15 protein-coding genes and 1 riboswitch are annotated in these 14,228 nt (G+C 57.4%); of the genes, 6 read left to right on the plus strand and 9 right to left on the minus strand.

What is annotated here, in order from left to right:
• Positions 1-179: 179 nt before the first annotated feature.
• The 7 genes from thiH to rsd form a co-directional block, all read right to left on the minus strand.
• Entirely contained in the window at positions 180-1,313 is a 1,134-nt protein-coding gene (gene thiH, locus QZQ97_RS24020) for a 2-iminoacetate synthase ThiH (protein ID WP_311995462.1), read from the minus strand.
• Entirely contained in the window at positions 1,313-2,092 is a 780-nt protein-coding gene (locus QZQ97_RS24025) for a thiazole synthase (protein ID WP_311995463.1), read from the minus strand. The genes thiH and QZQ97_RS24025 overlap by 1 nt, the downstream gene beginning before the upstream one ends.
• 1 nt (position 2,093) lies before the next feature.
• Positions 2,094-2,294 (minus strand): sulfur carrier protein ThiS, encoded by a 201-nt coding sequence (gene thiS, locus QZQ97_RS24030; protein ID WP_311995464.1) that lies wholly within the window; start codon positions 2,292-2,294, stop codon positions 2,094-2,096.
• On the minus strand, positions 2,291-3,040 hold the full coding sequence (locus QZQ97_RS24035; protein WP_311995465.1) for a HesA/MoeB/ThiF family protein: 750 nt from the start codon (positions 3,038-3,040) through the stop codon (positions 2,291-2,293). Before QZQ97_RS24035 ends, thiS begins: the two co-directional genes overlap by 4 nt.
• 4 nt (positions 3,041-3,044) lie before the next feature.
• Positions 3,045-3,683, minus strand: coding sequence for a thiamine phosphate synthase (gene thiE, locus QZQ97_RS24040; protein ID WP_311995466.1), 639 nt, complete (start codon positions 3,681-3,683; stop codon positions 3,045-3,047).
• On the minus strand, positions 3,676-5,619 hold the full coding sequence (gene thiC, locus QZQ97_RS24045; protein ID WP_311995467.1) for a phosphomethylpyrimidine synthase ThiC: 1,944 nt from the start codon (positions 5,617-5,619) through the stop codon (positions 3,676-3,678). Before thiC ends, thiE begins: the two co-directional genes overlap by 8 nt.
• 115 nt (positions 5,620-5,734) lie before the next feature.
• Positions 5,735-5,858, minus strand: a riboswitch (TPP riboswitch).
• 39 nt (positions 5,859-5,897) lie between these two features.
• Positions 5,898-6,401 (minus strand): sigma D regulator, encoded by a 504-nt coding sequence (gene rsd / locus QZQ97_RS24050; protein ID WP_311995468.1) that lies wholly within the window; start codon positions 6,399-6,401, stop codon positions 5,898-5,900.
• A 99-nt stretch (positions 6,402-6,500) separates the two neighbouring features.
• On the opposite strand from rsd, the gene nudC reads away from it, so the two are divergent.
• The 6 genes from nudC to QZQ97_RS24080 all read left to right on the plus strand — a co-directional run bounded on the left by nudC (position 6,501) and on the right by QZQ97_RS24080 (position 10,877).
• The gene (gene nudC, locus QZQ97_RS24055; RefSeq protein WP_065506798.1) at positions 6,501-7,268 is read left to right on the plus strand and encodes an NAD(+) diphosphatase; all 768 of its coding nucleotides are present in this window, start codon (positions 6,501-6,503) and stop codon (positions 7,266-7,268) included.
• 39 nt (positions 7,269-7,307) lie between these two features.
• Complete coding sequence (hemE, locus tag QZQ97_RS24060) at positions 7,308-8,372, plus strand: uroporphyrinogen decarboxylase (RefSeq protein ID WP_126479714.1); 1,065 nt, start codon at positions 7,308-7,310, stop codon at positions 8,370-8,372.
• A 9-nt stretch (positions 8,373-8,381) separates the two neighbouring features.
• Complete coding sequence (gene nfi / locus QZQ97_RS24065; RefSeq protein WP_311995469.1) at positions 8,382-9,068, plus strand: deoxyribonuclease V; 687 nt, start codon at positions 8,382-8,384, stop codon at positions 9,066-9,068.
• 48 nt (positions 9,069-9,116) lie between these two features.
• Positions 9,117-9,707 (plus strand): YjaG family protein, encoded by a 591-nt coding sequence (locus QZQ97_RS24070; protein WP_004953973.1) that lies wholly within the window; start codon positions 9,117-9,119, stop codon positions 9,705-9,707.
• 189 nt (positions 9,708-9,896) lie between these two features.
• Positions 9,897-10,169 (plus strand): nucleoid-associated protein HU-alpha, encoded by a 273-nt coding sequence (gene hupA, locus QZQ97_RS24075; protein WP_012004757.1) that lies wholly within the window; start codon positions 9,897-9,899, stop codon positions 10,167-10,169.
• Between the two features lie 36 nt (positions 10,170-10,205).
• Positions 10,206-10,877, plus strand: coding sequence for a DUF1481 domain-containing protein (locus QZQ97_RS24080; RefSeq protein WP_311995470.1), 672 nt, complete (start codon positions 10,206-10,208; stop codon positions 10,875-10,877).
• A 53-nt stretch (positions 10,878-10,930) separates the two neighbouring features.
• Here the strand turns inward: QZQ97_RS24080 and purD are convergent, their stop codons facing one another.
• Both purD and purH read right to left on the minus strand, forming a co-directional pair.
• The gene (purD, locus tag QZQ97_RS24085; protein WP_311995471.1) at positions 10,931-12,214 is read right to left on the minus strand and encodes a phosphoribosylamine--glycine ligase; all 1,284 of its coding nucleotides are present in this window, start codon (positions 12,212-12,214) and stop codon (positions 10,931-10,933) included.
• A 48-nt stretch (positions 12,215-12,262) separates the two neighbouring features.
• Complete coding sequence (purH, locus tag QZQ97_RS24090; RefSeq protein WP_311995472.1) at positions 12,263-13,852, minus strand: bifunctional phosphoribosylaminoimidazolecarboxamide formyltransferase/IMP cyclohydrolase; 1,590 nt, start codon at positions 13,850-13,852, stop codon at positions 12,263-12,265.
• Between the last annotated feature and the right edge of the window lie 376 nt (positions 13,853-14,228).

The following is a 14,228-nucleotide window of genomic DNA, read 5'->3' on the forward strand; positions in this document are numbered from 1 at the left end:
ATCCGGCGCGATCCGGGGGTTGGTAAGCAGAGCCGTTCAGAAAATAGCGGCTCCGGCTGGTGCCGGATTCGGAAGCCAGCATCGCCACTATAGCCGCGCTGATTTCCCGTACCAGCAGCCTTGGCAGGCTTTGCGCGGCACTTCCATGGCTTTTCCAACCGCGCTGCAAAGATTGCAAATTACTGCGCGCTACGCCCCAAATATCCGTCCCAGTCTTTCCACACCGGCTGCAACCCGGCTGCGCTGATAGCCTGTGACACCTGCTGCGGTGTGCGGCCATCGTGTGGTTCGAACTGTTCCAATTCAGGCGGTACATCGTCGGCATAGCCGCCGGGCTGGGTCTTGGAGCCGGCACTGACGCTGTTGATCGCCAGCGGGATCATATGATCGCGGAAGAACGGCGACTCACGTGTAGACAGAGAAAGCTCTACGTCAGGCGCGAACAGGCGAAAGGCGCAGATTAACTGTACTAACTGCGATTCACTCATGATTGATGCCGGCTCAATGCCGCCGGCGCAGGGGCGCAGACGTGGGAATGAAATTGAGTAACGGCTCTGCCAGTAAGTTTGCTGCAGGTAGAACAGGTGCTCGGCCAGCATATAGCAGTCGGTGCGCCAACTGTTGGACAGCCCAATCAGCGCGCCGAGACCGATCTTGTCGATCCCGGCGCGGCCCAGGCGATCCGGCGTAGCCAGCCGCCAGTGAAAATCCTGTTTCTGGCCGCGCAAATGATGTTGCAGGTAAGTGGCAGGATGATAGGTTTCCTGATACACCAGCACAGCGTCCAATCCCAGCATTTTCAATTCTTCATATTCTTCCTGCGCCAGCGGTTGTACTTCCATCATCAGTGAACTGAAGTGGGTGCGAATTGCCGGAATATGTTGGCGAAAATAGTCCATGCCGACTTTGGTCTGGTGCTCGCCGGTGACCAGCAACAGGTGCTCGAAACCCAATGTCTTAATCGCCAGGCATTCGCGCTCGATCTCGGTGGCATCCAGAGTTTTACGCTTTATACGATTGCTCATTGAGAAACCGCAATAGGTGCAGTCGTTGGCGCATAGGTTGGACAGATACAGTGGCACATAGAAACCGACCACATTGCCAAAGCGTTGGCGCGTCAGCTGTTGGGCGCGCTGTGCCAGCGGCTCCAGATATGCGGCGGCGGCAGGGGAGATCAGTGCCATGAAATCGTCGCGCGTCAACTTGTCCGCATGCAGAGCATGCTCCACGTCGCGGGCGGTTTTGCTGTTGATGCGTAAAGTAATATCGTCCCAATCCAGCTGCTGCCAGCGGCTACTGAAATCATCGGCCATTATCGCATCTCCTCAGACTGGCTGAGAAATGCCGTCAGCGGGCTGGAGGCGGCGGCATGGCGCTGGCTGCCGCCCAACCCGGCCTGACGCGCCAGTTCACCGGCTTCCAGCGCCAAACGGAATGCCTTCGCCATCTGTACCGGGTCACGGGCCACGGCGATTGCGGTATTCACCAGCACCGCATCGGCGCCCAGCTCCATCGCCTCCAGCGCATGGCTTGGCGCACCGATGCCGGCATCGACCACCACGGGCACTTTGGCCTGTTCGATAATGATTTCCAGGAAGTCGCGGGTCCGAAGCCCGCGATTGGAGCCTATCGGTGCGCCGAGCGGCATCACCGCCGCGCAACCGGCTTCTTCCAACCGTTTACACAGCACCGGATCTGCGCCGCAGTAGGGCAACACCACAAAGCCCTCTTTTACCAACGTTTCTGCTGCTTTCAGCGTTTCAATCGGGTCCGGCAGCAGATATTTCACGTCGGGATGGATTTCCAGTTTTACCCAATGGGTGCCAAGTGCCTCGCGTGCCAAGCGGGCGGCAAACACCGCTTCAGCGGCAGTTTTGGCACCGGACGTGTTGGGCAGCAGGCGCACGCCCAACTGTTGCAGCGGCGCAAGAATGGCATCATTGCCACCACGCAGGTCAACGCGCCTCATTGCCATGGTCACTAACTGCGAGCCGGAGGTTTGCAGCGCGTCCAGCATCAGCGCAGGAGTGGCGAATTTGCCGGTGCCGGTAAACAGGCGCGAAGTAAAGGTGGTATCGGCGATTTGCAGCATGTCAGCCTCCGGCAATCGCTTGAAACAGCAGGATATCGTCACCGTCCTGCACCTGGTGGTTAGCCCAGTCGGCACGCGGGATGATAGTTTGGTTAATAGCCAGAGCGGTACCTGGCTGGTGGCGCTCCAACTGCTCAAGCAGGGTGGTGACGCTCAGTGGTTGCACCAGCTCCAGCAGTTGGTCATTCAGCCGGATTTTCATGCTGCGCCTCCGCATACCGGGCAGGTGCTGGCCTGGCTGAGCTGCAACGTACTCCAGCTTTGCTGTTTACCATCGAACAACCGCAACTTGCCGCTGAGTGATGAAGGCATTCCCGCCAGCATTTTTATCGCCTCCAGCGCTTGCAGGGTGCCAATGACGCCGACTACGGGGCCGAGTACGCCTGCGGTGCGGCAGTTGCGTTGCGGCTCGGTGTGTTCGGGGTACAGGCAAGCGTAGCAGCCGTGGGCATAAGGCGGTTCAATCACCAGCAACTGGCCGCTGAAGCCCACCGCGCTGCCGCTGATCAGCGGTTTGCCGGCGGCGATACAGGCGGCGTTCACGGCATGGCGGGTGGTCATGTTATCGCTGCAATCCAGGATCAGATCGGCGCGCTTCACGGCGTCTTGCAAGGTTTCCCCCTGTAAACGCTGTTCCAGCGCGATGGATTCGACCATCGGGTTCAACGCCTGCAACTGACGCTGTGCCAGAACGGCTTTGCTTTTGGAAACGTCGGTGCTGCGGTAAAGGACCTGACGCTGCAGGTTAGTGATGTGCAGCGTATCGTCATCGGCCAACAGCAGCTTACCGACGCCGGCAGCGGCCAGGTAGAGTGCGGCGGGGGAACCTAATCCCCCCAGGCCGACCAGCAAAACCGATGCCTGTTTAAGCTTTTCCTGGCCTTGCGGACCTATGTCCTCCAGCAGCAGTTGGCGGCTGTAGCGCAGAAATTCTTGATCGTTAAGCATCGAATCACTCCTTGCCTTCGATCAGTTGCAAAAGCTGCGCGGTGGCCGCACGCCAGTCCGGCGCCTTGGTGATGGCGCTAACCACCGCCACGCTGCCGACGCCGCAATCCAGCACCGCCGTTACGCGATCAATCCCGATCCCGCCGATCGCCACCGTTGGATAGTCACCCAGTCCGGCGACATGGCGTTTCAGCTCAGCCAAGCCTTGGGGGTCGGAAGGCATCTCTTTGGTCTGGGTTGGGAAGATGTGTCCCAGTGCGATATAGGAAGGTTTCACCGCTATCGCCCGTGCTAATTCGGCATCGTCATGGGTGGATACGCCAAGTCGTAATCCTGCCCGATGGATTGCCGCCAGATCGGTGGTATCCAAATCTTCCTGGCCGAGGTGCACGCCATAGGCGCCGTGCTTAATCGCCAGTTGCCAGTAATCGTTGATAAACAGCCGGGCGTGATAGTGCTTGCCGAGGGCTATGGCGGCGGCGATGTCATCCTCGACCTGTTCATCCGGCAAATCCTTGATGCGCAGCTGGATCGTGGTCACGCCGGCCTCCAGCAGGCGCGCAATCCATTCAACGCTGTCGACGACCGGGTATAACCCCAGCCTGTGCGGCGTGGCGGGGAAAGGTGTGGCGATATCAGTCATTGTTCATCTCCTCCTGCAGGTTGCCGGCGCTGTGGTACAACTCGCTACCCCGTGAGCGGAACTCGGCTGACATCTTCTCCATGCCGGTTAGCCGCACCTCTATCGGCTTGGCAGCCTCCTGCGCGGCGGCGTAGTCTCGGACCTCTTGTGAGATCTTCATCGAGCAGAACTTCGGCCCGCACATTGAGCAGAAGTGAGCGATTTTTCCGGATTCCTGCGGCAGGGTTTCGTCGTGGTAGGCACGGGCGGTGGCGGGATCGAGCGCCAGGTTGAATTGATCTTCCCAGCGGAATTCGAAGCGAGCTTTGGACATGGCGTTATCGCGAATTTGCGCGCCCGGATGCCCTTTGGCCAGGTCGGCGGCGTGGGCGGCAATCTTGTAAGTGATCAATCCCTGCTTCACGTCTTCTTTGTTTGGCAGGCCGAGGTGTTCCTTCGGCGTGACGTAGCACAGCATGGCGCAGCCGAACCAGCCGATCATCGCGGCCCCTATGCCGGAGGTGAAGTGGTCATAACCTGGTGCGATATCGGTAGTCAGCGGGCCCAAGGTGTAGAACGGCGCTTCGTGGCAATGTTCCAACTCTTCGGTCATGTTGCGGCGGATCATCTGCATCGGCACGTGGCCAGGGCCCTCGATCATCACCTGCACGTCATACTCCCAGGCAATTTTTGTCAGTTCGCCCAGCGTGTGCAGTTCGGCGAACTGCGCCTCGTCGTTGGCGTCCTGAATCGAGCCGGGGCGCAGGCCGTCACCCAGCGACAGCGATACGTCATAGGCGGCGCAGATTTCACAAATTTCGCGGAAGTGTTGATACAGAAAGTTTTCCTGATGATGCGACAGGCACCATTTGGCCATGATCGAACCGCCGCGGGAGACGATGCCGGTCAGGCGTTTGGCGGTCATCGGCACATAACGCAGCAGCACGCCGGCATGGATGGTGAAGTAGTCGACGCCTTGCTCGGCCTGCTCCAGTAGCGTATCGCGGAACATTTCCCAGGTCAGGTTCTCCGCCACGCCGTTCACTTTTTCCAGCGCCTGGTAGATAGGTACCGTGCCGATCGGTACCGGACTGTTGCGCAGGATCCATTCCCGAGTTTCGTGGATATAGCGGCCGGTGGACAAATCCATCACGGTGTCCGCGCCCCAGCGGGTGGACCACACCAGCTTCTCCACTTCTTCTTCAATCGACGAAGTCACTGCGGAATTGCCGATATTGGCGTTGACCTTCACCAGAAAGTTACGGCCGATGATCATCGGTTCGGCTTCCGGGTGGTTGATATTGGCGGGGATGATGGCACGCCCGGCGGCCACTTCCTGGCGAACGAATTCCGGCGTGATGTTTTGCGGCAGGTTCGCGCCCCAGCTTTGGCCGGGATGCTGGTGGCGCAACACTTCACCGCGGATACGCTCACGGCCCATGTTTTCGCGGATGGCGATGAACTCCATTTCTGGCGTGACTATACCGGCGCGAGCGTAGTGCAACTGAGTGACGCATTTGCCGGTTTGAGCTTTGCGCGGCTGCGGCAGATGCTCGAAGCGTAGATGATCCAGTCCTTCGTCCGCCAGGCGCTGCTGGGTGAACCCGGAACTGACGCCTTTGAGGGCCTCGGTATCGCCACGTTCTTCGATCCAGCCGGCGCGCAGTTTCGCCAGGCCGCGATGCACATCGAGCTCGGATTGCGGATCGCCGTACGGGCCGGCGGTGTCATATACCGGGATAGCTTCGTTCTGCTCGTATTGCGGGTTGTTTTTGTCACCGCCAATCAGCGTCGGGCTGAGCTGGATTTCACGCATGGGGACCCGGACATCGCTGCGCGAGCCTTGCAGATAGATGCGGTGCGAATTGGGAAAGGATACACCCTGCAGAGTGTCGATAAACTGCTGGGCTTCTTCGCGCTGTTCTTTGCGGGCGCGCGGTTTTTTAACGTTAGACATAGCAAATTCCTACCAGTGTGATGAGTTGGGAAAATTGCTTGTCTGGAGCTCGGAGGGAGTAATGATGCTGGCCGACAAAGCGGAGGTATCCCCGTTCGGGAAGCCCTGCCTGTGGCGATAGATTACTCTTGTTCCCTTCGCGGGTATTAACCCGATCAGGTTCCGCGGATCCCGAATTAACGGTCTCAGCCTGGCCAATTTGATGAGCAAATCAGCGCTAGGCACTCCGACAAGATGCCCTCCAGTATAGGAGGGATAATAAAAAAAACTACAAAATTCTAACGCGTCTGATCCAGTGCTTTATCCGGCAGAGGTTGCTGCGAGGCTTCCATCGCCAGTTGGATCAATTTATCTTCCAGGGTAAAACGTGCTGCAAGCGTCTCACCGATATCCGACAGCGCCTGGTGGAGTTCCATGCACACGTCCTGATCGATATCTACTTCGGTATAGCGATCGTGGAAAGCCATGATCTGCTCGGTATTGACCCAAAGTTTGGGATAGATATTAACCGATAGCGCCATTTTCGGACTGGGTGCGCCTTCCACTTGTTTGATAATTCTGTCATAGATATGAAAATGCCCTGCGGAGAGATAATCCACCAAATTATGGCAAAAGTTCTCCAGCGCTTTTTCATTCAGCGGCGTATGCTTTTCTTTGTTCGGTTTGATGCCCACGAGGGTGCAATAGGCGACGAGCAACTGCTTGCGCGCCTGAAGCCATTGATCAACTAATTCATTACTACCACCAACGCGCTGAGTCAGGCTTTCCAAACGGTTGAGCATGTTTGACTCCGTAAGTAATAAAAAGTAACAGTAAGTTATTAAAATGTAACAAGGCCGATTTGTAGAGTGCCAGTGAAGCTGAGGTTGTGCAACAACGATATGGAACTTGCATTGACGGGTAATGAAAATGGCTGGTGGATCGTCAGCCATGAAAGCAAACTTTGGTTACCGCACGGTGAATTGCCGTTCGGTTCGGCGGCGTCGTTTTCCCTGCAGGGGAGAATGGCGCGCACCATTGGCGAGTGGGAAGGGCTGCCGGTGTGGTTGGTGCGCCAGACGATGCCGCAGGATATGGGCTCGGTGCGCCAGCTGCTAGAGCTCGATCGCGGGTTGTTTCAGCTTGCCGGGCGCGGCGTACAACTGGCCGACTTTTACCGCTCTCATCGCTTCTGCGGTTATTGCGGCCATGAGATGCACCTCAGCCGTACCGAGAGCGCCTGCCTGTGCGGTCACTGTCGGGAGCGTTACTACCCGCAGATTGCACCCTGCGTGATCGTCGCTATTCGACGTGACGATGAGATCCTGCTGGCGCAGCATGTGCGTCATCGCGGCGGCATTCATACTGTGCTGGCCGGTTTTGTCGAGGTCGGCGAAACGTTGGAGCAGGCGGCCGCGCGCGAGGTGATGGAAGAAAGTAATATTGAAATCAAAAATCTGCGTTATGTGACTTCCCAACCCTGGCCGTTCCCGCATTCGCTGATGATGGCCTTTATGGCCGATTACCACCGCGGTGAGATTCGTCACGATCCGAAAGAACTGCTGAACGCCGGCTGGTACCGTTATGACCAGTTGCCGCTGTTGCCGCCGCCCGGCACCGTGGCGCGCCGCCTGATAGAGGACACCGTAGCCTTATGCCGTGAGCAATAAATCGCTACAATGACGGCAGATGAATAAGGGAGCCCTATGATGAATGAGTTGAAGAACGATCGTTACCTGCGCGCGCTGCAACGTATGCCGGTGGATGTGACCCCCGTATGGATGATGCGTCAGGCCGGTCGTTATTTGCCGGAGTACAAAGCCACTCGCGCTCAAGCCGGCGATTTCATGTCGCTGTGCAAGAATGCGGAGTTGGCCTGTGAGGTTACGCTGCAACCGCTGCGCCGCTATGCGCTGGATGCCGCTATCCTGTTCTCCGATATCCTCACCATTCCCGATGCTATGGGGCTGGGTCTGTATTTCGAAGCCGGTGAAGGCCCGCGCTTCTCTTCGCCAATCACCAGCCGTGCCGACGTGGACAAACTGCCGGTGTTCGATCCGGAAGTGGAACTGGGCTATGTGATGAACGCGGTACGCACCATTCGTCGCGAACTGAAAGGCGAAGTGCCGCTGATTGGCTTCTCCGGCAGCCCGTGGACGCTGGCGACCTATATGGTGGAAGGTGGCAGCAGCAAGGCTTTTACCAAGCTGAAAAAAATGATGTACGCCGAGCCGGCCACGCTGCATTTGCTGCTGGATAAGCTGGCGGACAGCGTCATTTTGTATCTTAACGCCCAGATTAAAGCCGGCGCGCAGTCGGTGATGATATTCGATACCTGGGGCGGCGTGCTGACCGGCCGCGACTATCGCGAATTTTCGCTGCACTACATGCACAAGATTGTCGACGGTCTGCTGCGTGAAAACGACGGCCGCCGCGTACCGGTCACGTTATTCACCAAAGGCGGCGGTCAGTGGCTGGAAGCGATGGCGGCGACCGGTTGCGACGCGCTGGGCCTGGACTGGACTACCGATATTGCGGATGCGCGCCGTCGCGTAGGCGACAAAGTGGCGCTGCAGGGGAATATGGATCCGTCCATGCTGTACGCATCGCCTGAACGCATCGGCCAGGAAGTGGAAACCATTCTTGCCGGTTTCGGCCACGGCGAAGGCCACGTGTTCAATCTGGGGCACGGCATTCATCTGGACGTACCGCCCGAAAACGCGGGCGTCTTTGTGGAGGCCGTTCACGCTCAATCGGCGAAATATCATCGCTAAGGATGGAATGTGATTGATACCCAAGCCCTGCGCGCAGAGCAGTTGCAACGTGCGTCTGAAGTTATTCGCCACGATGACTTTCTGGTCGATACACCGGCTTTTATCGCCGGTGCCGATGTGGGTTTCGAGCAGGAAGGGGCGGTGACGCGAGCCGCTATCGCCATCCTGCGGTATCCGTCGCTGGAACTGGTTGAATACCAGATTGCCCGTGTGGCTACTACCATGCCCTATATTCCGGGTTTTCTTTCATTCCGTGAATATCCCGCGTTGCTTGCCGCGTGGGAACGGCTGCAACAGAAGCCGGACCTGGTTTTTGTCGACGGTCATGGCATCTCGCATCCACGCCGCCTGGGCGTCGCCAGCCACTTTGGGTTGTTGGTCAATGTGCCGACCATCGGCGTGGCGAAGAAGCGCCTGTGCGGTAAATTCGCTCCTTTGGATGTTGCCGCCGGTGCGCTGGCGCCGCTGGAGGATAAAGGCGAACAGCTTGGCTGGGTGTGGCGCAGCAAGGCGCGCTGCAACCCGTTGTTTATTGCCACCGGCCACCGTGTAAGCGCCGACAGCGCTCTGGCCTGGGTACAGCGCTGCATGGCGGGCTACCGTTTACCTGAACCCACGCGCTGGGCCGATGCCATCGCCTCGCGCCGGCCGGCCTTCCAGCGCTGGCTGCAACAGCATCCAGAGGTGCCGCAATGACCGATTTCGGGTACACTGCGGCGCAGATAACGCGTAAGAGAGTGAATAATGCTACGTAACCCGATTCATTTACGTCTGGAAAAGCTTGAAAGCTGGCAACATTTGACCTTTATGGCCAGTTTGTGCGAGCGTATGTATCCGAATTACCAGATGTTCTGCCTGCAGACCGAGTTCGGCGATCCGGCCATTTACCGCCGCATTCTGGATTTGGTGTGGGAAACACTGGTGGTGAAGGATGCCAAGGTCAACTTTGACAGCCAGCTGGAGAAGTTGGAAGAGGCGATACCCTCGGCAGAAGATTACGATCTTTACGGCGTTTACCCGGCGATTGACGCCTGTATCGCATTAGGGGAACTGATCCATTCGCGGCTCAGCGGGGAGACGCTGGAGCACGCCATTGCCATTAGCGAAACGTCAATTCGCACCGTGGCGATGCTGGAAATGACTCAGGCCGGTAAAGAAATGACCGACGATGAGTTAAAGGTTTTGCCTGCGGTAGAGGAAGAATGGGACATTCAATGGGAGATTTTCCGCCTGTTGGCTGACTGTGAAGAGCGCGATTTAGAGCTGATCAAAGGGTTGCGTTCGGACCTCCGCGAGGCTGCGGTAAGTAATATCGGGATAAATTTAACGCAATAAGGCAAGAAAACGTGATTTAACGCCTGATTTGTCATGCCTTAAGGCTTCACATCCGCACCCTGTCTGGTCTACATTTGGGGGGCGTAAAAAAAGTGGCTATCGGTGCGTGTATGCAGGAGGGTGCTGTCAATCGGCATATCCGTCGCACTCGATGCTTTGCAAACGATAAACACACTGTAAGGATAACTTATGAACAAGACTCAACTGATTGATGTAATCGCGGACAAGGCTGACCTTTCCAAAGCACAAGCTAAACTGGCTCTGGAATCCACCCTGGCTGCTATTACTGAGTCTCTGAAAGAAGGTGATGCAGTACAATTGGTTGGTTTCGGTACTTTCAAAGTGAACCATCGTAACGAGCGCACCGGCCGCAACCCACAGACTGGTAAAGAAATCAAAATCGCAGCTGCCAACGTGCCTGCGTTCGTTTCTGGTAAAGCACTGAAAGACGCAGTTAAGTAATACTGCGTGTTGGTGAAAAGATTAAACAGGGGGGCGATGGCGCCCCTTTTGTTTGTCCGACAGGCGCTGCTGGCCATTGGCATTGCCGGTGGCCTGAGCGCCTGCAGCAGTCATTCCGATCCTCCCACCTTTACTGCCAGCGGCTACGTGGCTGACCAGGGCGTGATGCGTTTGTGGCGTAAAGACGACGACCAGCAACGTCCGCAAGTGTTGATGAGTGTCTACAGCCCCTATCGCGGGCCAGGCACGGTCACTACAGTGTACGAATACCAGAACGGCGAACTGCGCCTGATCAAGCGCACTGATGCCGATCGCGATCAAGACTCTATTCAATTACGCTTTGCCGATGACGGCATGGTGAGCTTTATGCAACGCCAACTGGCTACGCGACGTGAGCAACTGACCAGCGACGAGATCGCTTTGTATCAATATCAGGCGCGGCGAGTCCTTGAACTGAGCGATGCGTTGCGCGCCGGCAAGGTGAAACTAATGCAGGGGCGTTGGCAGCAGGGCGTTGTGCAAACCTGTGATGGGCAATCAATCAAGCCGAGGCTGGATAATAATGCAGAGGCCTGGATCGCACGGCGTGCCCGCAACAGCAACCAGCCGGTGAATATAGCCTGGTTGGATGCACCGGAAGGGCGTGAACTGCTGCTGGTGGCGAACGACGATTTTTGCCGCTGGGAACCGAAAGAAGAGACGTTATAAAAAAGGGCTCTGCATGCAGAACCCCCTCGTTTGACTGTGGTGCGACGTTCAGATCATTTGCCGCGGGCAATCGCCCGATAGCCAATATCGTTGCGACAGAAACTGCCCTGCCACTGAATGCCTTTCGCCAACTGGTATGCGCGTTGTTGCGCTTCCGCCACCGTTGTCCCCAGCGCCGTCACGCACAGCACTCGCCCACCGTTAGTGACTACGTCATCACCCTGCATGCGCGTGCCGGCATGGAACACTTTGCCGTCGGCGCTTTCTTGCTGCGGTAAGCCCTGAATCACGTCACCGTTGCTGTAGTCGCCCGGATATCCACCGGCTGCCAGCACCACACCCAAGGCCGGGCGCTCGTCCCACTCGGAAGTTTTCTCATTCAACTTGCCTTCCGCACCGGCCAGACACAGTTCAACCAGATCGGAGCGCAGACGCAGCATGATGGGCTGCGTTTCCGGATCGCCAAAGCGGCAGTTGAACTCAATCACCTTCGGTTGGCCGTCTGCAGAAATCATCAGCCCGGCATACAGGAAACCGACGTAGGTATTCCCTTCCGCGGCCATGCCGCGTACCGTTGGCCAAATGACCTGGTCCATTGCTCGTTGGTGGATTTCATCAGTGACCACCGGGGCTGGGGAATAGGCACCCATACCGCCGGTATTAGGGCCGGTATCGCCATCGCCAACGCGTTTGTGATCCTGGCTGGTGGCCATCGGCACCACGTTCTCGCCGTCGACCATCACGATAAAACTGGCTTCTTCACCCTCGAGGAATTCTTCCACCACGATACGGTGGCCGGCGTCACCAAAAGCATTGCCGGCCAGCATGTCCTGCACTGCGTCTTCCGCTTCCTGCAGTGTCATGGCGACGATGACGCCTTTACCGGCGGCAAGACCATCGGCTTTTATGACGATGGGGGCGCCTTTACTGCGTACATAAGCCAGCGCCGGTTCAACTTCGGTAAAGTTCTGGTACTCGGCGCTCGGAATGTTATGACGCGCCAGAAAGTCTTTGGTGAAGGCTTTAGAGCCTTCCAATTGAGCGGCGGCCTGGGACGGGCCGAAGATTTTCAGACCGGCGGCCTGGAAGGCATCAACCACCCCAATCACCAGCGGCGCTTCCGGCCCAACGATGGTCAGACCGATGTCATGGCTTTGTGCAAAGGTGACCAGCGCCGGGATATCGGTGGCGGAGATCGTTACGTTTGTAAGGCTTGGTTCCAGCGCGGTACCGGCGTTGCCCGGTGCGACGTAAACTTTGTCTGCCAGCGGTGACTGAGCGGCTTTCCATGCCAGCGCATGCTCACGCCCGCCGTTGCCGATAATTAAAATGTTCATCAGGTACTCCATGCAGAGCGTGCGCCGTAGCGCACGCGGCAAAAGGGATTAATGGCGGAAGTGGCGCATGTCGGTGAAGATCATCGCAATGCCGTGCTCGTTGGCGGCGGCAATCACTTCGTCGTCGCGGATCGAACCGCCAGGCTGGATCACGCAGGTGATGCCAACCGCCGCTGCTGCATCGATGCCGTCACGGAACGGGAAGAAGGCGTCGGACGCCATGGCGGAACCTTTCACCTCAAGCCCTTCGTCCGCCGCTTTGATCCCGGCGATTTTGGCGGAGTAAACGCGGCTCATCTGGCCGGCGCCTATACCGATGGTCATATTGTCACGCGCATAAACGATGGCGTTGGATTTCACGAATTTGGCCACTTTCCAGCAGAACAGCGCATCACGCAGTTCCTGAGCGCTCGGCTGACGTTCGGACACCACGCGCAGATCGCCTTCGTTCACCATACCCAGATCGCGATCCTGCACCAACAGGCCGCCGTTGACGCGTTTGAAGTCCAGAGCGGCAACGCGCTGCTGCCATTGACCGCAGGCCAGAACGCGAACGTTCTGCTTGGCGGCCAGCAGAGAGCGGGCTTCCTGGCTGATGCTCGGTGCAATGATCACCTCCACGAACTGGCGGCTAATGATGGCTTGCGCGGTGGCGGCATCCAGTTCACGGTTGAAGGCGATGATACCGCCGAAAGCCGAGGTCGGGTCGGTCTGATAGGCGCGCTCGTAGGCCGCCAGAATATCGTCGCCGATCGCCACACCGCATGGGTTGGCGTGCTTGACGATCACGCAGGCCGGCTCGGCGAACTCTTTGACGCATTCCAGTGCGGCGTCGGTATCGGCGATGTTGTTATAGGAGAGCGCTTTGCCCTGCAGCTGGTCAGCGGTAGCGACAGAAGCTTCCTGAACGTTCTCTTCTATATAGAAGGCAGCTTGCTGGTGGCTGTTTTCGCCGTAGCGCATATCCTGTTTCTTGATGTAGTTAAGGTTCAGGGTGCGTGGGAACCGGCCGGCAGGTTGTTCAGTATCACCGTGATAGGCTGGAACCAGTGCGCCGAAGTAGTTAGCGATCATGCTGTCGTAGGCGGCGGTATGCTCGAAGGCTTTGATAGCCAGATCGAAACGAGTGGCGTATTGCAGTGAGCCATCGTTGTTATCCATCTCGGTAATGATGGCGGCGTAATCACCGCTCTTCACCACGATAGCGACGTCTTTATGGTTCTTGGCTGCGGAGCGCACCATGGTCGGGCCGCCAATATCGATATTCTCGACCGCGTCTTCCAGCGAGCAATCCGGGCGCGCGACTGTTTGGGCGAACGGATAAAGGTTAACGACCACCATGTCGATCGGTTTGATATCGTGCTGGCCCATGATCGCATCGTCCTGACCGCGACGGCCAAGAATGCCACCGTGTACTTTGGGATGCAGGGTCTTAACTCGTCCGTCCATCATTTCCGGGAAACCGGTGTAGTCGGAAACTTCGGTAACTGGCAGGCCGGCATCTGCCAGCAGACGGGCGGTGCCGCCGGTGGAGAGTAGTTCGACGCCACGCTGGGAAAGCGCTTCGGCGAATTCAACGATACCGGCTTTGTCGGAGACGCTGAGCAGGGCCCGGCGGATTGGACGAGGTTGTTGCATGGTTTTATCCCTTGGCTTTGAGTCGCAATAAAGAGCGTTACGTGAATTTCCACCTGCTTCTCTCTATAAGGAAAGGATTTTCTCTCTATAGAGGAGCAATCGGGCACAGATTCAGGTAACGACCTTATAAAAGAGGGAGCGTTTCATCGCGAGGAATTGTAGCGAAAACGTTTGCGCGGCGCTCGTAAATTTTCCGCGCAAATGGGTTCTGTGGATAAAGTTGTGCACAACAGGGTATAAGGGCGGGTTTTGCTGTGGAATGCAGCAAACGATCGTTTTTGTCGAAAATACCTGTTGCGGCCTGCGAGGAACCCCCTATAATGCGCCTCCATCGACACGGAACATGTGAACAACTTCACAGAGTCTCCGGGGTTCG

The sequence above is a fragment of the Serratia sp. root2 genome (assembly GCF_031931805.1).
Lineage (GTDB): Bacteria > Pseudomonadota > Gammaproteobacteria > Enterobacterales > Enterobacteriaceae > Serratia > Serratia inhibens.